20 protein-coding genes and 1 tRNA gene are annotated in these 21841 nt (G+C 70.1%); 9 read left to right on the top strand and 12 right to left on the bottom strand.

Annotated elements, in window-relative coordinates; genetic code table 11:
- Positions 1-394: 394 nt before the first annotated feature.
- Together VGF64_00270 and VGF64_00265 are read left to right on the top strand one after the other, a co-directional pair.
- Positions 395-1171, top strand: coding sequence for a glucose 1-dehydrogenase (locus VGF64_00270; GenBank protein ID HEY1633163.1), 777 nt, complete (start codon positions 395-397; stop codon positions 1169-1171).
- A 201-nt stretch (positions 1172-1372) separates the two neighbouring features.
- Positions 1373-2203 (top strand): CmcJ/NvfI family oxidoreductase, encoded by an 831-nt coding sequence (locus VGF64_00265; GenBank protein ID HEY1633162.1) that lies wholly within the window; start codon positions 1373-1375, stop codon positions 2201-2203.
- A gap of 111 nt (positions 2204-2314) precedes the next feature.
- Here VGF64_00265 and VGF64_00260 read toward each other — a convergent pair whose 3' ends face one another.
- Entirely contained in the window at positions 2315-3082 is a 768-nt protein-coding gene (locus VGF64_00260; GenBank protein ID HEY1633161.1) for an SAF domain-containing protein, read from the bottom strand.
- 116 nt (positions 3083-3198) lie between these two features.
- On the opposite strand from VGF64_00260, the gene VGF64_00255 reads away from it, so the two are divergent.
- Positions 3199-4065 (top strand): hypothetical protein, encoded by an 867-nt coding sequence (locus VGF64_00255; GenBank protein ID HEY1633160.1) that lies wholly within the window; start codon positions 3199-3201, stop codon positions 4063-4065.
- A 6-nt stretch (positions 4066-4071) separates the two neighbouring features.
- On the opposite strand, the gene VGF64_00250 is transcribed toward VGF64_00255, so the two are convergent.
- The 5 genes from VGF64_00250 to lepA form a co-directional block, all read right to left on the bottom strand.
- Positions 4072-4764, bottom strand: coding sequence for an RsmE family RNA methyltransferase (locus tag VGF64_00250; GenBank protein ID HEY1633159.1), 693 nt, complete (start codon positions 4762-4764; stop codon positions 4072-4074).
- Positions 4765-4769: 5 nt separating this feature from the next.
- Positions 4770-5897 (bottom strand): molecular chaperone DnaJ, encoded by a 1128-nt coding sequence (gene dnaJ, locus VGF64_00245; protein HEY1633158.1) that lies wholly within the window; start codon positions 5895-5897, stop codon positions 4770-4772.
- A 6-nt stretch (positions 5898-5903) separates the two neighbouring features.
- The gene (hrcA, locus tag VGF64_00240; protein HEY1633157.1) at positions 5904-6905 is read right to left on the bottom strand and encodes a heat-inducible transcriptional repressor HrcA; all 1002 of its coding nucleotides are present in this window, start codon (positions 6903-6905) and stop codon (positions 5904-5906) included.
- A gap of 76 nt (positions 6906-6981) precedes the next feature.
- Positions 6982-8007, bottom strand: a complete 1026-nt coding sequence (locus VGF64_00235) for a glycosyltransferase (GenBank protein ID HEY1633156.1) — start codon at positions 8005-8007, stop codon at positions 6982-6984.
- A 212-nt stretch (positions 8008-8219) separates the two neighbouring features.
- Positions 8220-10007 carry a translation elongation factor 4 gene (lepA, locus tag VGF64_00230; protein HEY1633155.1) on the bottom strand — a complete coding sequence of 596 codons (1788 nt, stop codon included), beginning with the start codon at positions 10005-10007 and terminating at the stop codon, positions 8220-8222.
- A gap of 194 nt (positions 10008-10201) precedes the next feature.
- Between lepA and rpsT the strand changes: the two genes are divergently transcribed.
- Positions 10202-10480, top strand: coding sequence for a 30S ribosomal protein S20 (rpsT, locus tag VGF64_00225; protein ID HEY1633154.1), 279 nt, complete (start codon positions 10202-10204; stop codon positions 10478-10480).
- 23 nt (positions 10481-10503) lie between these two features.
- On the opposite strand, the gene holA is transcribed toward rpsT, so the two are convergent.
- Genes holA through VGF64_00210 form a run of 3 tightly spaced genes read right to left on the bottom strand, consistent with a single transcriptional unit; the run spans position 10504 to position 13123 of the window.
- Entirely contained in the window at positions 10504-11544 is a 1041-nt protein-coding gene (gene holA / locus VGF64_00220; protein HEY1633153.1) for a DNA polymerase III subunit delta, read from the bottom strand.
- Entirely contained in the window at positions 11541-12371 is an 831-nt protein-coding gene (folP, locus tag VGF64_00215; GenBank protein ID HEY1633152.1) for a dihydropteroate synthase, read from the bottom strand. Before folP ends, holA begins: the two co-directional genes overlap by 4 nt.
- Positions 12372-12418: 47 nt before the next feature.
- Positions 12419-13123, bottom strand: coding sequence for a tetratricopeptide repeat protein (locus tag VGF64_00210; protein HEY1633151.1), 705 nt, complete (start codon positions 13121-13123; stop codon positions 12419-12421).
- 171 nt (positions 13124-13294) lie between these two features.
- Here VGF64_00210 and VGF64_00205 point away from each other — a divergent pair, with 171 nt between their 5' ends.
- From VGF64_00205 to VGF64_00195, 3 genes are all read left to right on the top strand, one after another.
- Positions 13295-14323 (top strand): phosphotransferase family protein, encoded by a 1029-nt coding sequence (locus VGF64_00205; GenBank protein ID HEY1633150.1) that lies wholly within the window; start codon positions 13295-13297, stop codon positions 14321-14323.
- A gap of 72 nt (positions 14324-14395) precedes the next feature.
- On the top strand, positions 14396-15211 hold the full coding sequence (locus VGF64_00200; GenBank protein HEY1633149.1) for a PAC2 family protein: 816 nt from the start codon (positions 14396-14398) through the stop codon (positions 15209-15211).
- Positions 15212-15297: 86 nt separating this feature from the next.
- Complete coding sequence (locus tag VGF64_00195; protein ID HEY1633148.1) at positions 15298-16317, top strand: LLM class F420-dependent oxidoreductase; 1020 nt, start codon at positions 15298-15300, stop codon at positions 16315-16317.
- 25 nt (positions 16318-16342) lie between these two features.
- Here VGF64_00195 and VGF64_00190 read toward each other — a convergent pair whose 3' ends face one another.
- Positions 16343-18040, bottom strand: a complete 1698-nt coding sequence (locus tag VGF64_00190) for a fatty acyl-AMP ligase (protein HEY1633147.1) — start codon at positions 18038-18040, stop codon at positions 16343-16345.
- A 68-nt stretch (positions 18041-18108) separates the two neighbouring features.
- Positions 18109-20574: a leucine--tRNA ligase gene (leuS, locus tag VGF64_00185; protein HEY1633146.1), complete on the bottom strand. Its 2466-nt coding sequence runs from the start codon at positions 20572-20574 to the stop codon at positions 18109-18111.
- A gap of 109 nt (positions 20575-20683) precedes the next feature.
- Between leuS and VGF64_00180 the strand changes: the two genes are divergently transcribed.
- Positions 20684-20761: transfer RNA gene (locus tag VGF64_00180), tRNA-Ala, on the top strand.
- Between the two features lie 89 nt (positions 20762-20850).
- Here VGF64_00180 and VGF64_00175 read toward each other — a convergent pair.
- Positions 20851-21342, bottom strand: coding sequence for a site-specific integrase (locus tag VGF64_00175; GenBank protein ID HEY1633145.1), 492 nt, complete (start codon positions 21340-21342; stop codon positions 20851-20853).
- Between the two features lie 103 nt (positions 21343-21445).
- On the opposite strand from VGF64_00175, the gene VGF64_00170 reads away from it, so the two are divergent.
- The coding region (locus VGF64_00170) for a hypothetical protein (protein ID HEY1633144.1) at positions 21446-21841 on the top strand (396 nt) is incomplete at its 3' end.

Genomic DNA, 21841 nt, shown 5'->3' with positions numbered 1-21841 from the left:
ACAGACACTTGACCAGTTCTACGGGAATCGAGGAGGCATGCGCCCACTGGGCGACCGTGCGGAACCACAACGCCCGGGGATGAGCGAGTCCGAGGATGACGTACCGGTCGTCGGCCATCAGCCGCCCGCCGGCAGCGTCAGGTCGACAACAGCAAGCGTGACCCTCGCCGCTCGTTTGCCGACCCTCACGATTGCACCAGACTCCTCCCCAGACACGTGGTGGTTCACCGATCTCGTTCGAGCTCCGGCGCACTGGGAGCATACGGCGGGCTGCCGTTGTCTTTCAACTCTCTCCATGCGGTCCGACGCGGGCTCGTCAGGATCTGTCCTGAGGGCCACTCCTTTCCCGTCGCCCGCGGGCCCACGGCCCAACAGCACACCGTCGGCGCCCGAGATGACTTGGCAGCGGCACAGCTCGTCGTACGGCAAGCTTCCAGCAGTCGATCAGCGAGACCTCGAAGGCCTGCTCGCTCTCGTCACTGGTGCCACCTCGGGCATCGGCCGAGCGGTAGCCGAAGAATTGGCCCAGCACGGGGCTGAGGTCGTGGTGCACGGGCGCAACGCCGACCGTGGCGGGGAGGTGGTCGACGCCATTTCCGCCGATGGTGGCAAGGCCCGCTTCGTCGCCGCGGATCTCAGCCGTCCCGCCGAGCTGGATGATCTGGTTCGGCAACTCGGCGCTGTCGATGTGCTGATCAACAACGCCGGCTTCTCCTGGTACGGGCCGACGGCACAGCTCGACGTCGCGACATTTGACCGACTCTTCGGCGCCAACGTGCGAGCACCGTACTTCCTCGTCGCCGGCCTGGCTCCGAAGATGGCGGCCCGAGGAGGTGGCAGCATCGTCAACGTCGGGAGCATGGCCGGCCAGATCGGCCTCGCTGGTGCCGCCGCCTACGGCGCCACCAAGGCGACATTGGCGTCGATGACCCGTTCGTGGGCGGCCGAGTTCAGTCCCGCTGGGGTCCGGGTCAATGCCATCGCCCCCGGACCCGTCTTCACCGGCGGTGCCACCCCGGATCGCATCGAGGCCCTCGGGGCCACCACCCCGCTGGCCCGCGCCGCCCAGCCCGATGAGATCGCCCCTATGGTGGCGTTCCTCGCTTCGCCGAAGGCCAGCTACGTGACCGGCGCCGTCCTCGCCGCCGACGGCGGCCGCACGGCCGTCTGACCGCCGGAGCGCCCGCTCAGCGACGCCCGGTCAAAGGTGATAGCCCAGCGGCGGCGGGCTCTCCGGTCAGCTCGTTTGCGCCGCACGACGGTATGCACAAGCAGGTCCGCACCAGCCTGGCTAGCCACAGACCGTTAGGATCCGGGCGGCATGAGCACCCTGCCTCGATCGAGGGGGGGACCCACAGATGAGGCTTCAGGCATGAGAACGTTCTGTCGCACGACCCTCAACTACGTACCGGGGAGCGGACCGCCGAGGTCCGGTGAGAGCCAGACTGAGGTGGAGATCCTCGACGGGCGAGTGGCCGACCTGCCGGGCTGGCAGGCGTGTGGGTTCGAGCTCGTACACCATTCCTCGGCGGTCAGCGAGTGGACGGATGATGTCGAGATCGCATCAGTGCACTATGGGGAGATCGAGGACTTGGCGCGCAACATGACCAATGCCAACGTCGCACTTGTATCTGGTCACATCAAGCGCAGTCCGGACGACGCGAAGCGCCATCACCAGCTCTCACCTATCACCTTCGTGCACTCGGACTTCGCCGCTGGCCATGCCGAGAACATCCGGCAGTCCTACCGGTCCTCGAACGACGTATCGGCGACCCTGGCGCGCCATGGATGTACCGAGACGACGGTCTCGAGTGCAGATCGCATCGTCATCCTCCAGTTCTGGCGGAATCTTGGCCCGGCCAAGATGGACTATCCGCTCGCGTTCTGTGATGCCCGCACGATCTCACCAGCGGAGAGCCGCGCCTTCAATGTGAACGACTACGCCGGGAGCGGGTCGAACTTTGATGCGCTAGGCGTGGTCGCGCCCGACGACCCTTCCCGCCACGCGTGGTACGCCTTCCCAGAGCTGGCGGCCGACGAGGTGATCGCGTTCCGAACCTACGATACTGATCTGGTTCGCGACGGCACGACCTACTTCACCCCCCACTCGGCCTTTCGCGACCCACAGGTCGCGGTGGGGAAACCGGCCCGCGCCAGTATCGAGCTGCGAGCGACGTGCCTCTTCCTTCCGCCGGCCGGATAGATACTGGCCGGAGCAATCGCGCCAACGGAGTCATACGGACCCGTTCTCGGTCCCGCACGCCGTCCACGTCGCTCCTGTGCGGCTCGGGTCTGGCCCTGTGGGGTGCGTCTGTCAGCTGCCCGCAGTACTCGATGGATTGCGGTACGTCCCGCTGTCGGTGGCGCTGCCTGCGCCGGTCGAGCGGACGAGCATCACCTGGCCGGCGTTCACCGCATGGGCGACGGCCAGGCTGTCGATCGACCGGGACAACCCGAGCGTGATGGTCTCGCTGGCGCCGCCCGCAGGATCGAGAGTTGAGGCAGCGTCGCTGCGGGCGACGACAGTGGCCTGATGGACCACGGCGACCGTGGTGGCGTCCGCGCCGCTGCCATAGGTTGCGAGGACGTCGACCAGGTCGCCCGCCTGGAGCGTCCCGTCGACAGCGCGATCTGCGGCGATCGGGAAGGAGAGCTGACGGTCGCCAGTGGCGTCGACGCCAGCCACGACCGAGCTGGCCTCGATCAGCTCGCCCGAGTGAACGGGTCCCACCACCAGGGCTCCCACGAGGCGACCGGGATCTCGAAAGGCGAGCTGACTGCCGATCGTCAATGGCAGGACCATCGCCGCCGTGGCCAGGTCGGCCGACGTGATGCGCTGGCCCACTGTGAGGGTGTGCCGGGCCACGACATAGGAGACGCCGTCCTGCTTCGTGGCGCCCGTGTAGGCGGCGAAGATCCCCACCGCCGCGGCGATGACCAGGAATCCGCCGACGACCGCTCTTCCCCCGGGCAACGGCCGGCGACGGCGGAGCGGACGAGCGCCATCGGCGGCGGCCCCTCGATCGGCGGCGCGGGCCCCGTCGCCAGCCTGGCCGGCCGGCCTGCGCTCGATCGTGACCATGGCAGCGATGCCTCCCAGCTGGATGTGGCGGGAGCATACGGCGGGGTCTCGATGTGTTTCAACTCTCTACATGCGGTTCAGTGCCTCGACTATCTCATGTTCTATGATGCCATTTGATGATACAAAGAGATAACCTACGAGCTGGCAACCGAGCTGCCCGCTCGGTCCTCCTGGCCGGCTGGGTGGTGCTCCTCGTGCTCGCCATGGCCGCGCTGCACGCGCTCGGGCGGGGCCCACTGGCCGCCCCGCCCGTCACCCGACCCGGCGCCCTGGCCGGTTGGCTCGACCAACGACCGGGGGTCACGCTGGCCTTCTGTGCGCTCCGCCTGGGTGCCCTGGGGTTGGCGGGATACCTGCTGGCGACCACTATCGCCGGTCTCGTGGCCCGGATCGTCGGTCAGGCCCGGTGGTCGGCCGCGGTGGATGCAATCAGCCCCCACGTGGTTCGGCGGCTGGTCCAGGGTGCCGCCGGCCTGACCATGGCGGCCGCGGTCACCACGACCCAGGCGGCAGCCTGGGCCACACCCGGCGTGGGGACGGGACCAGCAACGCTGACGCCGATCATGCGCCGACTGCCCTCCGGCCCCCCGAGCACGAGCGCCGCGGCATCTCCTGCCGGCACCGCGTCGTCGCTGCCGGCGCGCCAGGCGACGCCCGATCGCGGCGCCGCTGCCATCGGCGGCGCACCCCGGCCGCCGCCGACAACCGAGCCGTCCCCGCCAGCGCCACCAGCGGCAGCGCCGTCACCGACATCGGCGCCGGCGACCTGGGTCATCCGATCGGGCGACAACCTCTGGTCGGTGGCGGAGGCGACGCTGGCCCGCGCCTGGGGTCGGGCGCCCTCCGACGCCGACGTGGACGACTACTGGACCGAGCTCATCGCCGTCAACCGCGTCCGCCTCGCCCACGGCGACGATCCCGACCTCGTCTTTCCGGGCCAGGTCTTCGAGCTGCCGACACCTCCGCCCGCTGGTCAGCCCTGAGCGTCGTCAGGAGACCAGCCCCGTCCTGAGGGCGCACAGCAGCACCCCGGCCGCCACCGCCGCCGTCTCCGCCCGGAGCACCGTGGGCCCCAGGCCAACGAGAGGGAGGCCGCAGGCCAGCTCGGCGCGGTCCCAGCCCCCTTCGGGGCCCACCAGGACGAACGGTCGCTCGAGCGACGGAGCGGCGCCACCCGCCTCGGCAAGCGCCGCGCCGCCGACTGCCACCTCGGCGAAGGACACGACATCGGTGACCTCGGGCAGGCGGTTGCGGCGTGACTGCATCGCCGCCTCCCGTGCGACCCGGCGGAGGCGCTCGACGTTGCGGTCGGCGCGAGAGGTGTCCCAGCGCACGACGGAGCGCGACGACGAGAGTGGGACGATCCGATCGACTCCCACCTCGGTCAATTTCTGCACCACCCATTCCGGCCGCGAACCTTTGGTGACCACGAAACCGATGCCGACAGCCGGCCGAGGCGGTGTTTCCGAGATCACCGGTCCCTCGGGCTCCAAGGCGGCGCTGGAGACGCCCCCGCCGGGTCGGCCCGTCGCGTACCGACAGCGGCGCCATCGGCCGGCCCCGTCCGACGCCGTCACCTCCTCTCCCGGGCGCAGGCGCAGCGCGCGTGAGAGGTGGTGCTGATCGGGCTCGTCCAGCTCTGGCACCTCGAGGTCGGCCACGAAGACGTGGGCGACCGACACCGCTGCTACTTGAACGCCGAGCGGATCCTCGAGAACACGCCGGACTCGATGGGAGCCACCTCTTCGCCGCGCTCGACGGCAAGCTGTCGAAGCAACTCCTCCTGCCCCTCGGTCATCGCCGTCGGCGTGTCGACCACCACCTCGACCACGACGTCGCCCCGACCTCTGCTGTTGACATGGGGCACGCCCCGTCCGCGCAAGCGGAACACGCGGCCCGTCTGCGTCCCGGCCGGGATGACCAGGTCCTCGGTGCCGTCGAGGGTCTCGAACTCGACGTGGGCTCCGAGCGCGGCCTGGCTCATCGGCAGGTGGAGCTCGTTCGTGAGGTCGTACCCATCCCGGCGGAAGCGCTGATGCGCACCGACCGACAGGTGCACATAGAGGTCGCCGGCCGGCCCCCCGCGGGGCCCGGCCGCGCCCCGGCTGGTGAGACGCAGGGTCGAGCCGTGGTCCACCCCCGCCGGCACGTCGACGGTGTAGGTCCGCTGCTCGGTCCGCCGCCCCTCGCCTCGGCAGTCTCGGCACGGGTCGGTGATGATCCGTCCCAGGCCCCGGCAGCGCGAGCAAGGGGCCGACGTCACCATCTGGCCCAGGATGGACTGCCGCACGCGACGGACCTCGCCTGCGCCGCGGCACTCGGGGCAGACCGTCGGCGAGGTGCCGGGGCTGGCGCCGCTGCCCTCGCAGGTCGAGCACGTCACGGGGGCCTTCAAGCCGACTTCGCGCTGCGCGCCGAACACGGCCTCCTCGAAGGTCAGCTCGAGGACCACCTCGAGGTCGGCGCCCTGCACCGGCCCCGTTTGACCACCGCCAGCTCCCCCGCCGAATGGGCTCTGCTGGCCGAAGAAGGCGTCGAAGATGTCGCCGAGGCCCCCGCCAAAGAAGGCGTTGGGATCGTTCTGTCCGGCCCCGCGCGCCCCGTCTTGGCCGAACATGTCGTAACGGCGACGGCGCTCGGGGTCGCGCAGGGTCTCGTAGGCGACCGTCACCTCCTTGAAGCGCTCTTCGGCATGCGGGTCACCGCCGTTCGCGTCCGGGTGGAGCTCCCGGGCCAGGCGACGGTACGACCGCCTGATGTCGTCATCAGTGGCGTTGCGGTCGATCTCGAGCAGTTGGTAGAAGTCAGTCGGCAAGCGGAGCTATCCCTCGTTGAGGCGGCGCCCGAGCTGTCGACTGACAACGGCGACGGCAGCCAGGGCCTGGGGGTAATTCATGCGGGTGGGGCCGAGCACACCGATGGTGCCGGCGTCCTCGCCTGCCCCACCATACGGTGCCACGACGACGGCACATTCGGCCAAGGGAACCACGCCGTGCTCGATGCCGATGGCCACCGACAGGCCGCGATCGAGGACGTCGCGCAGCATGCTGACCACGACGTACTGCTGCTCCAGGATGCCGAGCACCCCCCGCACGGTCTCCACCGCCTCGAAGGCGGTGGCCATCCGGGACGCGCCGCCCACGTAGACGTGCTCGGGCTCCTCGCTGTGTTCGGGAGAGGTGAGGGCGATCACGCTCGCATCGACGACCGCATCCGTCGCCTGGTCACCAGTGGCGACGGGCAGCTCCACCTCTCCCAGCGACTTCCCCACCAGGTGGGCGCCGAGGTGCGCGGTGGCAGAGGCCAGTCGCTCGGGGCCGGCGGAGTCGTCCACCTCGAGCGAGCGCTTCTCCACCGCCCCGTTGGAGAGCACGACGACGAGCAGCGCCGCACGCCCCGCCAGCCCCACCAGCTGGACCGAGCGGATCACCGCGGCCTCGGGGCCGGGGCTCACGACGACAGCGGCGTAGTCGGTCACCTGGGAGAGCAGCTTCGAGGTGTCGTGGAGCATCTGCTCCAACTCGCCGTGAGCCTGGGCGAAGAACCTCCGCACCTGGTGCTGGCGGGTGGGATCGAGGGGACCCGGTCCGCTCAGCTGATCGACGAAGTACCGGTAGCCCTTGTCGGTCGGGATCCGCCCCGCGCTCGTGTGGGGCTGGGTGAGGTAGCCCTCGTGCTCGAGGGCGACCATCTCGTTGCGGATCGTGGCCGCGGACACGCCGACCTCGGGCGCCCGCGTCACGTGGGCCGAGCCGACGGGCTGGGCCGTCTCGATGTACTCGGAGACCACTGCCCGGAGTATGGAAGCCTTGCGTTCGTCCAACGGTTCACCGACACCCTGGGCCGGCCTCCCGGGCCGGCCTCGACCTGGCCGCCCCAGATGCCGGGACGGTTAGCACTTAAGTGTACCGAGTGCCAGGCCGGTACCGGTGCTGCGCCGCCATTGCCGGCCCGTCCCCCACTTGGCCCTGGCGCCGTGGGTCCCCGTCCGGGGCGACCCCATCGGGGCCGGGCGGGGCGTTCCCCGGCAGTTCTCCCACGGTCCCCACCGAAGGGACGGTCCGCTCGGGAGCGGGGATGGTCCCGCCGTAGAAGCGCAGCACCCGCAGCCGGTAGAAGATGGCCAGCGTGTCCAGCAGCAGCAGCAATACGGCGCGGGGCGAGATGGTGCTGGTGAAACGCTCGTTGATGCGCACCGGCGCCTCGATGAACCGCCGGTAGCCCAGTCGACGGGCCACCACGAACAGCTCGAGATCGAAGGCGAAGCGCTTCTCGACCATATGGGGGAGGACGGCCGCCAGCACGTCCCGCCTGACCAGCTTGATGCCGGTCTGAGTGTCCCGGATGCGCAGGTGGAAGAGGAGCCGGATGAGCTGCTGGTAGCCCCACGAGTAGGCCCGACGGAGGGGCGGGTAGTGCACGGCCGACTGCGGATGGCGCTTGCTGCCGAGCAGGATGTCGGGCTCGTGGCGCCGCATCAGCGTCACGAATGGACGCAGCAGCTCGGCGGGGAGATCGCCGTCGGCGTCGATGAAGCCGAGGTAGCGACCGCGGCCGAGGGCCATCCCGGCCCGAAGGGCCTGGCCCTTGCCCCAGTTCCGGGCGAGGACGACGCGCCGGACGACGTCGCCGGCCATGTCCGCCAGCGAGTCGGCGCTCCCGTCGGTGGAGCCGTCCGACACGGTGATGATCTCGAAGCTCAACCCCGACTCCACCAGCACCTCGACCAGGCTCTCCACCGTGACCTTCAGCCGCGAGCCGGGGTTGAAGTACGGCACCACCATCGTGAGGTCGAGCTCGGGCTGGGCCAGCTCCCACAGCTCGCCGCCCCGACCGGCGGTCTGACGATGCCTGGACCACCGGAGGGCCGTCAGGCCGATCTCCGCCAGCCCGGCGCCGACCAATCCGGCCCGCACCAAGCTCACGACGGGAACGTGGGTCTGCGCTGACGAACCCTTGCTCGCCGTGCTGGGAGTGCCGATGCGATGACCCATTTCGGGGGCTTTCTGTCGGCGACGCAGCCGGTCGGGGGGTGCGCGATCAGCTTCGCCGGATGGCGCCAGCCATGGTACTGACGGGGGGTCGCTTCGCCTCCGCGGGAGCCGGGTGTCCTTCCCGCCTCCCGGGGCCGGGTTCGCTAGTCGCTCAGGCGCAGGGCCGAGATGAACGCCTCTTGCGGCACCTCGACGCGCCCGATGTTCTTCATCCGCTTCTTGCCTTCCTTCTGCTGCTCGAGCAGCTTGCGCTTGCGGGTCACGTCGCCCCCGTAGCACTTGGCGATGACATCCTTTCGCTTGGCCTTCACCGTTTCGCGCGCCACGATGCGGCCGCCGATGGCCGCCTGGATCGGCACGTCGAAGAGCTGACGAGGGATGAGCTCGCGCAGCTTGGCCGTCATCCGGCGCCCGTAGTCGTCGGCCTTGGACCGGTGCATCACCGTGCTGAAGGCATCGACCGGCACCCCGTTGAGGAGAAGGTCGACCTTCACGAGATTGGAGGCGTCGTAGCCGGCCGGCTCGTAGTCCAGGCTGGCGTACCCCCGCGTCCGGCTCTTCAGCTGGTCGAAGAAGTCCACCACCACCTCGGCGAGCGGAATGCGGTAGACGAGCTCGAGGCGTTGGGGCGAGAGGTAGTCCATCTTGACCATGTCGCCCCGCCGGGACTGGCACAGGTCCATGACCGTGCCCGTGTACTCGCTCGGGGTGATGATGGTCACGGCGAGAAGCGGCTCCTCCACCCGCTCGATGGCCGTGGGGACGGGCATGGTGCTCGGGTTGTCGACGTCGACCACCGTTCCGTTGGCGAGATGGGCCCTGTACTCGACCGACGGCGCCGTGGCGATGAGGTCGAGACCGAACTCCCGCTCGAGGCGCTCCCGCACGATCTCCATGTGCAGGAGCCCGAGGAACCCGCAACGGAAGCCGAAGCCAAGAGCGCCCGACGTCTCCGGCTCGTACGTGAAGCTGGCGTCGTTGAGGCGTAGCCGCTCCAGGGCCTCCCGCAGGTCGGAGAACCGGTCGCCGTCGACGGGGTAGAGCCCGCAGAACACCATCGGCTTTGGATCGCGGTAGCCGGCCAGGGGCTCCGGTGCTGGCCGCCGCACCTCGGTCACCGTCTCACCCGAGCGGGCTTCGGCCACGTCCTTGATGCCAGCGATGAGGTAGCCCACCTCGCCAGGCCCGAGTGTGGCCACCGACACCGGCGCCGGCGTGCGCACGCCGATCTCCTCCACGTCGTGGGTGACGCCGGCCTGCATGAAGCGCAGGCGAGCTCCGGCCGCCAGGGTGCCGTTGACCACCCGTATCGAGCTCACGACGCCGCGGTACTGGTCGTAGTAGGAGTCGAAGATCAGCGCCTGGAGCTCGGCGTCGGGATCGCCGGTCGGCGGCGGGATGCGATCGACGACGGCATCGAGCAGTGCCTCCACCCCCTCGCCCGTCTTGGCCGACATGCGCAGGATGCTCTCGCTCGGCAGTCCCAGGACCTGCTCGATCTCCGACGCGTACCGATCCGGCTCGGCCGCCGGCAGATCGATCTTGTTGAGCACGGCGACGATCTCCAGGTCGTGCTCCAGGGCCAGGTAACAGTTGGCCAGGGTCTGGGCCTCGATCCCCTGGGACGCGTCCACCAGCAGCACCACCCCCTCGCAGGCCTCCAGGCTCCGGCTGACCTCGTAGCCGAAGTCCACGTGACCCGGGGTGTCGATGAGGTGGAGGACGTGGCCCCGCCACTCGACGCGCACGTTCTGGGCCTTGATGGTGATGCCCCGCTCCCGCTCGATATCCATCGAGTCGAGGTACTGCTCGCGCATGTACCTCGGATCGACGGCCCCGGTCAGCTCGAGGATCCGGTCAGAGAGCGTGGACTTGCCGTGATCGACGTGGCTGATGATCGCGAAGTTGCGGAAAGGTTCGTGCTGAGTCACGGTCGACGGGGCTCCGGGATCAGGCGCCGGCGGTCCATTCTCCTCTGCCTGCGCGGGTGGGGCGGAATGTCCGGACCACCGCGCCCGGACCCGGGCGCCCGGTTGCATTCCTCGCTGCTGGTAACCTCGGCCCGATCGACCGACCAGTCGCACCGGGCCAAGCCCGGGAGGCTGGACCACTGGAGCCGAGACCGATGGCCAACATCAAGAGCCAGATCAAGCGTAATCGTCAGAACGAGCGACGCCGCCTGCGCAACAAGGGGGTCCGTTCCGAGGCGAAGACGAGGGTCAAGACGGCGCTCAGGGCCGTCGAGACCGGCGCCGACGACAGCGGCGAGGCTCTGCGGCAGGCCGTCAAGCGTCTGGACAAGGCTGCGGCCAAGGGGATCATCCACCCCAACCAGGCGGCCAATCGCAAGTCCCGTCTGGCCCGGCGCGTGGCCGAGATTCGCGACGAGGCCGCTCAGGGCTGAGGGCAGCGCCCGGCGCGATCGCCTCAGCGCCGGCCCCGAGACCGACCGCGGGCCTGGCGTGGGCCGAGCCGGCTGAGCCTGGCAACCAGGATCTCCATCACCAGATCCGCCGGGCAGGCGCTGGCGCCTCGCAGGTCCTGGTCGGCGGCGGCGAGCAGGGTGATGGCCCGGCCGACACCGTCGCGACCGAGACGCCGGGCTTCCCTGAGCGCCTTCCCGGCCACGAAGGTGGTCCGGGTCCCCAGCAGGGCAGCGGCCTCCGCCTCGGTGGTGATGGTCGACCCGTCGAGGCGAAGCATGTTGGCGTAGTGCCGATGAAGGCTCGCCATCAGCACCAGCGGATGACGCTGGCCGGCTCCGCTCATGCGGTGGAGGGCCGCCAGGGCACCCTCGGTGTCACCTCGGTCGATGCTGTCGGTCAGCTCCCAGGGCGCCACCGCGCCGGCCTCGCCGAGAAAGGGCGCCACCTCCTCGGGTCCGAGGCTGGCTCCCTCCCCGTAGGCAGCGGCGAGGGCGTCGAGCACACCGGAGAGGCGGCCGAGGTCCTCCCCGAGGTGCTCGCCGAGGAGGGCGGTCGCCGGTCCGTCCAGTCGCACCGCGCTGTCGCGCACGCGCGACGCCAGCCACGGGGACCGGCCGCGCCCGGTCGGAGCAGATGCGTCGATCACCTGACCGCGTTGGCGCACGGCGTTGACCAGACGGCTCGGGATGGCCCCGCCGCCCGCGACGAGCACGAGCGAGGCCGTGGGCTGGGCGTCGTCGAGATAGGAGAGGAGCGACCCCACCTGGTCGGCCCGCAGCCGACCGGCATCGCGCACGACGACCACCCGGTGGCTGGCCAGGAACGGGGGCGTGGCGCAGGCGTCCAGGATCGACCCGATGTCCGGATCGTCCTCGGTGCCGTGCTCCTCCACCACAAGGCCGGGATCCTCCTCGCCGACCAGGTCCCGCAGCAGCTCGCGCGCGGCTTCTCCGATCAGCGACGGGTCCTCCCCAGCTATGACATAGGCGGGGGCGCGAGTCGCGGCGGGCCCGCTCCCCTGCTCGCCGCGGCCCGAGGTCACGCCGCCTCCAGCACCGCGGCGATGGCGGCGCAGACTCGGCGGGTGCCCCGCACGTCGTGGGCCCGCACGATCCGGGCGCCGAGGGTCACCCCGAGGGCGGCGGCCGCCAACGAAGCCCAGCCCCGATCCTCGACGGCCAGGTCACACAAGCGCCCGAGGAAGGGCTTGTGCGACGCCGACAGCAACAGCGGGTGCCCGAGCGCGGCCAACCGGTCGGAAGCCCGAAGCAGGACGAGCGACTGCTCCCAGGTCTTGCCCAGATCCAGGCCGGCGTCCACGACCACGCGCTCCGGTCCGATCCCTTTCGCCTCCGCCCAGTGGGCCCGCTCGGAGAGGAACTGACACACCTCACCGACGACATCGGCGTAAGCCGGCTCGGGATCGGGCACCCGTGGGGCCAGGCGGATGTGGGTGGCCACGACGCTCGCGTCGGCGGCCGCCGCCACATCCAGGTAGGCCGGGTCGGCGAAGCCGCTGATGTCGTTCCCGACGACGGCGCCGGCGGCGAAGGCCGCCTCGGCGACGATGGCCCGCCACGTGTCGACCGACAGCGGGACGTCGAAGCGCTCACGGAGGGCTGCCACCGCCGGCACGACGCGCTCGAGCTCCTCCTCGACACCGACCTCGGGTCCGGGGCCGGCTTTCACGCCTCCGATATCGAGGATGTCGGCCCCCTCCTCGACGAGCTGGTCGGCCCGGCGCAGGAAACGGTCTTTGGTGAAGTAGGCGCCGCGGTCGAAGAAGGAGTCGGTGGTCCGGTTCAGGACGCCCATCACCAGGCATCTCGTACCCAGGTCGTAGCTTCGCTCCCCCAGACGCAGGCGCACGGCGGGCAAGCTAGCGGGACGCTGTGGCTGCCCGGCCGTCGGGCCCCTCAGAAGAGCCGGGCCGTGAGGGCCTTGCGGTACTCCGTGGTGCGGGGATCGCCGGGCCCCATGGCCTCGAGGAGGTCCAGGAACTCCGTCCGGGCCTGGTCGTCCTGCTTCACCCGCTCGAGCAGCCCGTCCAGCCGGCCCTCGAGGTCGCTGTCGCCCTTCAGCGCCCCGTTCCCGAGTCGGGCCATGGCTGCGACCCTGCGCACCTCGGCCGTCTCGGGAATGCGTCCGAGCAGTTCCAGTGCGTCGTCGGCCTGGCTCTGGGCGACCAGCAGCTCCGCCAAAGCAACGACCGCCCCCGGATGATCGGGCTCGAGCTCCAGCGCCTGTCGCAATGACGCCTCGTCTCCGGCCTGGACGAGAAGGTCGGCATCGCTCGCCGACGGCGCCAGCCGGCTCACGAACTCCCGCACCGCGCCCTCGGGCTGGGCGCCGATGAAGCTGTCCACCACCTGGTGGTCCCGCAGGGCGAACACCGCGGGTATCGACTGGACCCGGAACGTGGCGGCGACCCGCGGGTTCTCGTCCACGTTGACCTTGGTCAGCTCGACGGCCCCGTCGGTGTCCCCCACCACGCGCTCGAGGATCGGACCGAGGGTCCGGCACGGACCACACCACTCCGCCCACAGATCCACCACCACGGGAACCTGGTCGGAGCGTTCCAACACGTCCTGTTCGAAGCTGGCGTCGGTCACGTCGATCATCGCCTGCGAGACTACCTGGGGACGTCGTCAGGACCTGCCCTGCCGTTGGCGGCTTCGCCGCCCCGGGCGGGGCCCCATCCCCGCCCTCCCCTGTTCTGGCGCACACAGGGCGGCGGGGACCCCCATCCGCCGCCGGCCGTCCCGCTCGCGGCGGAGTAGCGTCTGGCGCCGATGGAGGGGATCGACGAGGCCAGGGTGTCTGCCTGGTTCGAGGCCAGCATCGCCGGCGCGACGCCGCCGCTCGCGTTCGAGCTGATCGCCGGTGGGCGTTCGAACCTGACCTACCGGGTCACCGACTCGTCCGGGAACGACTTCGTGCTCCGGCGGCCGCCGACCAGCCACGTGCTACCGACGGCTCACGACATGGGGCGGGAGCATCGCATCGTGTCCGCCCTGGGGCCGACTGCAGTGCCGGTGCCACCGATCTTCGGCTACTGCGGAGACGAGACCGTCACCGGCGCGCCGTTCTACGTGATGGGCTTCGTTCCAGGGCACATCCTCCGGGATGGGGAGACCGCCGGGAAGGTCCTCGACGAGGCGGGTCGCCGCCGCGCCGGCGAGTCACTCGTCGACGTGCTCGCCGACCTTCACGCCGTCGACGTCGATGCGGTGGGCCTGGGCGATCTCGCCCGCCGGGACGGGTACATCGAGCGGCAGCTCAAGCGTTGGTACGGCCAGTTCCGCCAGTCCCAGGAAGGGACCGGGCGCCCCGTGCCCCTGGTGGACGAGCTGCACGACCTGCTCGCGGCGCGGGTGCCGAACCAGGTGGGGGTCGCCATCGTCCACGGCGACTATCGCCTCGACAACACCATGCTCGGCGACGACGGCAGCTGCCGCGCCGTGCTCGACTGGGAGATCTGCACGCTCGGCGACCCTCTGGCCGACGTCGGCCTGCTCATGGTCTATTGGGCCGAGCCCGGCGACACCGACCCCGCCCTCGGCGTTGCACCGACGGCCATTCCCGGCTTCCCGAGCCGGGCCGAGATGCGGGCCCGCTACGGCGAGCGATCCGGGCGAGACCTCTCCGAGCTCGACTTCTACGTGGCCTTCGGCTACTGGAAGCTGGCCTGCATCGTCGAGGGCGTCCACGCCCGCTACGCCGGCGGAGCCATGGGCGGCGACCGCAGCGGGATCGACGCCTTTTCCGATCAGGTGCTGCAGCTCGCCGAGGCGGCCAAGGCGGCAGCCGAGCGGTTGTAGAACCCCAATTAAGCTTCTGGGTCGCCTATGGCTCTGTATGAGCGACGATCTTCCCGGCAGCCCGATCGGCCCGTGCTCGTGGTCAGCCTCGAGGGCTGGGTCGACGCCGGGCTCGGTGCCGCCTCCGCCACGGCCGCCCTGCTCGGGTCCATTCCCACCGAGGTGCTGGCCACGTTTGACGGCGACGACCTCATCGACCAGCGCGCCCGCCGACCAGTCCTCCAGATCGTCGACGGCGTGAACGCCGGCCTCAAGTGGCCCGAGATCCGGCTCCTCGTAGGCGAGGACCGGAACGGTAACGACATGGTGTTCCTGGTGGGGCCCGAGCCCGATCTGCACTGGCGGCCCTTCGTCGCCGGTGTGGTGGAGCTGGCCGAGGAGCTCGGGGTCCGCCTCGTCGTGGGGTTGGGGGCGTTTCCGGCCGCCGCACCCCACACCCGGCCCATCCGCCTGGCGGCCACCGCCACGAACTCGGAGCTGGCTTCCCAGGTCGGGGTCGTGCCCGGCACCATGGAGGTTCCAGCGGGGATCGAAGCGGCGATGGAGGAGGCGTTCGCCGACACCGAGATCCCCGCCGTCGGCCTGTGGGCGCGAGTGCCGCACTACGTGTCCGCCATGCCTTATCCCGCCGCCAGCGCCGCCCTGATCGACGGGTTGGCCAGCGTGGCTGGCCTCACCCTGGACTCGACGGGGCTCCACGGCGCGGCTGATGTCACCCGTAGCCGTGTCGACGAGCTGATCGCCCAGAGCGGTGAGCACAAGGCCATGGTCAGCCAGCTCGAGGACAACATCGACGCCGCCGAGGGCACGCCTCTGAACCTTGGTCCCCTTCCGTCCGGCGACGAGATCGCCGCTGAGCTCGAGCGCTATCTGCGGGGCGAGCGGTAGAGGAGGGCGGGGACGGGGCCCCGCCCCGGACGGCGTCGCGGCTGCGACATGGTGGCCGGTCGTTCGACCCGCTAGGTTTCGAGCCCATGCGTGTCGATGGTGGGGTCGGCGTCGACCTCGAGACTGCGGGATCGTCGGCGAAGGAGACAGAGCAGGCCGGCTACGACGGCGCCTGGTCAGCCGAGACGGGGCACGACCCGTTCCTGCCCCTGCTGCTGGCGGCCGAGCACACCGAGCACCTGGAGCTCGGCACCGGCATCGCCGTGGCCTTCGCCCGCAACCCTATGAACCTCGCCAGCCTGGCCAACGACCTCCAGGCCTACTCCAAGGGGCGGTTCATGCTGGGTCTGGGCTCCCAGATCAGGCCGCACATCGAGAAGCGCTTCAGCATGCCGTGGTCGCACCCCGCGCCTCGCATGCGCGAGCTGATCCTTGCCATGCGCGCCATCTGGAGCAGTTGGAACGACGGCACCAAGCTCGAGTTCAAAGGCGACTTCTACACCCACACCCTGATGACGCCGTTCTTCAACCCCGGTCCCAACCGGTACGGGCCGCCGCGGGTGTTCCTCGCCGCCGTGGGCGAGCTGATGACGACGGTCGCCGGAGAGGTTGCCGACGGCCTGCTCGTGCACGGGTTCACGACCGAGCGGTACCTGAGAGAGGCGACGATGCCGGCGCTCGAGCGGGGGTTGGCGACCTCTGGGCGCACACGGGAGGACGTCCAGCTCTCGTACCCGGCCTTCGTGGTGACCGGTACCACGGAGGCGGAGATGGCGGACGCCGCGCGCGGCGTCCGCGCCCAGATCGCCTTCTACGGATCGACCCCCGCCTACCGTCCCGTGCTGGAGCTCCACGGCTGGGGCGACCTGCAGACCGAGCTCAACACCCTCTCCAAGCAGGGTGAGTGGATCAAGATGGCGGAGCTGATCGACGACGAGGTCCTCCACACCTTCGCCGTGGTCTGCGAGCCCGAGGACGTCCCGGCCCAGATCACGGCGCGGGTCGGTGATGTCGTCGACCGCATCACCTTCTACGCCCCGTACCGGGCCGAGCCCGACCGGTGGCGTCGGATCCTGGCCGGGTTCAAGCAGCCCGGTCGGGCCTGAGGCCCGGCGGGAGGCCGTGAGCCGTTCAGGCCCCGCCGAGCTCGGCGGCCAGGTAGCGGCTGCGGCACAACGACCGCTGCAGCTTGCCCGAGGACGTCTTCGGGAGGCTGCCCGGGTTGACGAGGACGACCTCTTCGAGGCTGAGGCCCACCGCGTGGCGCACTCGCGTGGCCACCGCCTGGCGGATGGCCTGGGCGTCGTCGTCTCTCGTCTCGGCCACCACCACGAGGGCCTCCCGGCCCTTCCGCCCCTCGACGCCGAACGCGATCACGTTCCCCTGGCGAACGCCGGGGATGGTCCCGACCGCCCGCTCGATGTCCTCCGGGTAGACGTTCCGGCCACCGATGATGATGACGTCCTTTATCCGTCCACACACGACCAGCTCACCCTCGGCCAGGTAGCCCAGGTCGCCGGTGCGTAGCCAGTCGTCCCGGAACGCCTCGGCCGTCGCCTCGGCGTGGCGGTAGTAGCCGGGCGTCACTGACGTCCCCCGGACCTCCAGCTCCCCGACCTCCCGCTCCGCTCGGACACTTCCGGTCGTGGGCTCGACGATGCGGACCTCCAGCCCGGGGAGGGGCCGCCCCAGGCGAGCCAGCCGGCGCCCGCGTTCGTCTGCCTCGGCGACCGGGGCGGCCGACCCCTCGTGCTCGAGCGCCCGTCGGTCGACGATGTCGGTGGTCATCCCTGACCCCGGTTCGGGGAAGGTCACGGCGAGAGTCGCCTCCGCCATACCGAACACGCAGAACATCGACTTGGGGTCGAGACCGTGAGGGGCCCCCGCGGCGCAGAAGTCGTCCACCGCCTTTGGGTCGACAGGCTCGGCGCCGTTCAGCGCGATCCGCCAGGGCGAGAGGTCCCACCCACTCTGGCGCCGCAGGGCCCGGGCGGCGAGGGCGTAGGCGAAGTTGGGGCCGCAGGTGACGGTGCCCCCGAAGTCGCTCATCCACTGCATCCAGCGGGCGGGGGCGGCCATGAAGTCCTGCGGCGCCCCCAGCACCAGGTCGGCGCCCGTCGTCATCGGGGTCATCAACAGACCGATGAGGCCCATGTCGTGGTACAGGGGCAACCAGGAGACGAGCACGTCCCGCTCGACATCGAGGTGGGCGGCGTCGCCGATGGCGTCGATGTTGGCGCCGATCTGGGCGTGGGGCAGCATCACGCCCTTGGGGTCGGCGGTGGATCCGCTGGTGAACTGGAGGATGGCGAGCGACGCCGGGTCGATGGCGGGTTGCTCGAGGTCGCCAGCGCCCGCCCGACCGCGCCCGGCCGTCACCTCGTCGAGGAGGACGAGCGGCGGGTCCGCCGGATTTGGATCCAGGAAAGCGGCGAGATCGCGGTCGACCAGCGTCAGGCCGATGTCGGCGCTGCGCACCCGGGCCCGGGTCTGGGCGACGAAGTCCTCGACGGATCCCAGCCGCATCGGTAGTGGGAGGACCACCACCGTGGCGCCCGCCAGCCACACCGCCTGGATGGTCGTGACGAGCGGCCTCGAGGTCGGGCCCAGCAGGGCGACCCGGTCACCGAGGCCGATGCCTCGGCGCTGGAGGTTGGCCGCCACGGCCCGAGCGTCCTCGTGCAGCTCAGCCCAGCTCACCTGCTCCGGGTCGCCCGACCCGACGAACGTCACGGTCCCGCCTCGGGCCGTCGCTCGCTCGATCCGGGTCGGTAGCGTCGAGGGGCGCGTCCGAGGTCGGACGGGCCCGGAGGTACAAGCTTGGGTCACCGGGGTTCGACCCCCAGCAGCGGCCTGGCGTTACTCGCGAGTGACGCCGGCGTCAGTGGCCCGCTCCGCTACCCCGAGGCGGTCACCAGGTTGACCAGCTTGGGCGGGCGGCTCACGACCCGGACCGGTGCAGCGCCGGCCAGTTGCTCCTGGATCCTCGGAGAGGCCAGCGCGAGGCGCTCGGCCTCGGCCTGATCGATAGCGGGGTCGACCTCGATGCGAGCGCGTACCTTGCCGTTGACCTGCACGACGAGGGTGACGGCCTGGCGGCGGACCAGCTCGGGGTCGGCCTGCGGCCACTGCTGCTCGTGCACGTGGCCGCCGCGCCTGCGCTCCCACAGCTCGGCGGTGACGTGCGGCGTCATCGGCGCCAGCAGAAGCAGCATGGTGTCGACGGCGTCGGCCAGCGTGGCGGCGCGGGATCCGGACTGCACGTACTGGTACAGGGTGTTGGTGAACTCCATGCACCCGGCGACGGCCGTGTTGTACGACCAACGCCCAAACTCGTCGGTCACCCGATCGATGAGACGGTGGGTGGCCCGCTGCACCTCGAGATCCGCGTCCGTCGGCCCGCGGTCAACCGGTTCCGGACCGGGCAGCTCGCCGATCCCGAGACGCCAGACCCTGTGCACGAACCGCGAGCACCCCTCGATGATCTCGTCGGTCTGGGCGCTCCAATCGACGTCGTCGACCGCAGGACCGGCAAACAGATGGAACAAGCGCAGGGAGTCGGCCCCGACCGTCTCCAGGTAGCGCGACGGCGCCACGACGTTGCCCTTGGACTTGGACATGGCGCTGCCGCCTAAGCGGATCATTCCCTGGTTGAACAGGCGGGCGAAGGGCTCTCGCAGCCCGGGAGGGACGAGCCCGAGGTCGGCGAGGGCCTTCGTGTAGAAGCGGGCGTAGAGCAGGTGGAGGATGGCGTGTGTGATGCCGCCGATGTACTGGTCGACCGGCATCCAGTGTCGAACCAGGGCCTGGTCGAACGGCACGTCGACCGACCACGGATCGCAGAAGCGCAGGAAGTACCACGACGAGTCGACGAAGGTGTCCAGGGTGTCGGTCTCCCGCTCGGCCCGCCCGCCACACGTTGGGCACGACACGTACCGGAACCCCTCGTTGTACCTCAGCGGTGATTCCCCGGTGGGACGGAACTCGACGTCGTCCGGGGCGAGCACGGGCAGCTGGTCGTCGGGAACCGCCACCATGCCGCACGACTCGCAGTAGATGATCGGGATCGGGCAGCCCCAGTACCGCTGCCGGCTCACCAACCAGTCGCGCAGGCGAAAGTTGATCGTCCTCGCGCCGATCCCCTCTGCCTCCAGCCACTCGATGGCAGCCCCGATCGCCTCGTCGACACCCAGGCCGTCCAGCCAGGCGCTGTTGATCGTGATCCCATCGCCGGTGTACGCCTCTCCCTCCCACCCCTCGGGGGGCGCCACGGTGCGCACGATGGGCAGGCCGTAGGTCTGGGCGAACTCCCAGTCGCGCTGGTCCTCACCAGGAACGGCCATGATCGCACCGGTGCCGTAGCTCGCCAGCACGTAGTCAGCCAGATAGACGGGCACCGGCTCACCGGTGAAGGGATTGATGACGCTGCTGCCGGTGAACACGCCGCGCTTCTCCAGCCCACCCTCGGTCGACTGCCGCTCGATCTCGGTGCTGTGGGCCACCCTCTCCAGCAGCTCGTCCACGGCGGGCCGTTGCGCCGCGACCGTCAGCTCGTCGACGAGTGGATGCTCCGGCGCCAGCACCGCATAGGTCATGCCGAAGCTCGTATCGGGCCGTGTGGTGAAGACCCGAACCGACAGGTCCGAACGACCCTCGACCGGCAGGTCGAACTCGGCGCCCTCGGATCGCCCGATCCAGTTGCGCTGCATCACCTTCACCCGCTCCGGCCAGTCGAGGTCGTCGAGGGCGTCCAGCAGCTCTTGAGCGTACGCCGTGATGCGGAAGAACCACTGCTCCAGCTCGCGCTTGACGACCACGTCCCCCGAGCGCTCACAGGTGCCGTCAGGGAGCACCTGCTCGTTGGCTAGGACGGTCTGACATCCGGGGCACCAGTTGACCGGCGCCCGGTCCCGATAGGCGAGGCCCGACTCGAGGAAGCGCTTGAAGATGACCTGGTTCCAACGGATGTACTCGGGGTCGTGACTGCGCAGCTCCCGACGCCAGTCGTAGACGGCCCCGAGCGCCTTGAGGCTCGCCTTGAGCTCGTCGATCCGGGCCTCGGTGAAGACCCGGGGGTGCACCCCCGTCCGGATTGCCGCGTTCTCGGCCGGCAGACCGAAGGAGTCGAAGCCGATCGGCGACAGGACCGCCCGCCCGAGCATCGTGTGGTAACGCACGACGAGGTCGCCGAAGGTGTAGTTGCGAATGTGCCCCTGGTGCGCGGGCCCGCTCGGGTAGGGGTACATGCACAGCACATACTCAGCGGGGCGGGGGTCATCGGCATTGACCTCGTAGGTGCCGTCGTCGGCCCAGCGCTCCTGCCACTTCTTCTCGACGGCGCCGACGTCATAGGCCTCTGCCATACCTGGGATCGTACCGGGGGGACCGGGGCGACAAGCACCGATATCCGGCCACGGCCAGCGGCCGGGCGGCGCCTCGGGGGCACCCCCGCTTGATAGGTTGTGATGCCTCGGGGGCGTAGCTCAGTTGGTAGAGCGCTTGACTGGCAGTCAAGAGGTTTCGTGGGTTCGAGTCCCATCGCCTCCACCAAAGCACCAGTTCAGAAGGGTGCGCAGCGCCCCCTCCAGGCCGCGGGGGAGCTGCGGGAGGCAACCGGGAGGCAAGGTCACTCCTGACCCTCACGGGGCCTCCATCGCCCGCTTGCCCTCGTCGTGGTCGGTGGGCTCGACATTGCGATAGACCGCCTCGGTGATCGCCATGGAGGAGTGGCCCATGATGTCGGCGATCTGCTCCAGCGGGACCCCGGCGGCCGACGGGAGGCTCACGGCCGAGTGGCGTAATTGATGTGGATGCCAGTCACGACCGAGACCGGCCCGCTCGGTCAGGGCCTTGAAGCGGCGGCGTACTCCACTAGGGTCGAGCAGGGTGCCGTAGCCGGAGGTGAACACGAGCCCGGTGTCCCGCCACAGTCCCTCTCGGGTCTCCATACGGGTCGCCTCCTGAGCGACCCACTGGCGCTGTAGAGCCTCCATCACGGGAGCGGGGAGGGTGCGCCTGGAGCCCTCGGTTTTTGGATCACCGATGGTGACCTTGCCTCCGCCCGCACGCTTCACGGCGGTGGCGACCCGCACGGTGCCAGCGTCCTTGAACGAACGCCCCGGTGGTGACATCTGGACGATCCCGTCAACACGCCGGGGCGTACCCGCGGCCAAGCAGGGAGGTCGGCTAGCGTCATCGCGCCACAGCTTCGCATTCAGCAAGGGAGCAGCTCGCATGACGACAGACGCTGATCTGCGGGCGGATGCGGAACGGGTCAGCCGGTACCTGCGATGGCTCGTTGCGCTTGTCTCACTCGGTGCTGGCGGCATCCACTTCGCGGTCAGCAGCGAGCATTTTGCCCAAGCATGGACACATGGGACTTTTTTCGTACTGGTTGCATGGGTACAGGTGCTGTTCGCGGCCTGGTTGCTGCTGCGCCCCTCGCGTCTCCTCCTGCTGGGAGGAATCGGCTTCAACCTTGCAGTGATCGCCGTATGGGCGATCTCCCGGGCGGCATCCGGGAACATCGGGCCCATCACACCTGAGCCAGTCGAGTTCGTCGACGCACTCTCCACCGCGCTCGAGGGCGTCATCGTGATTGGTTGCGTCACGCTGTTGTCGCCGACGCTG

This window comes from Acidimicrobiales bacterium (assembly GCA_036491125.1).
Taxonomy (GTDB): domain Bacteria; phylum Actinomycetota; class Acidimicrobiia; order Acidimicrobiales; family AC-9; genus AC-9.
Note: the sequence above shows the minus strand (reverse complement) of the source record. Positions and strands in the feature narration are given on the sequence as shown.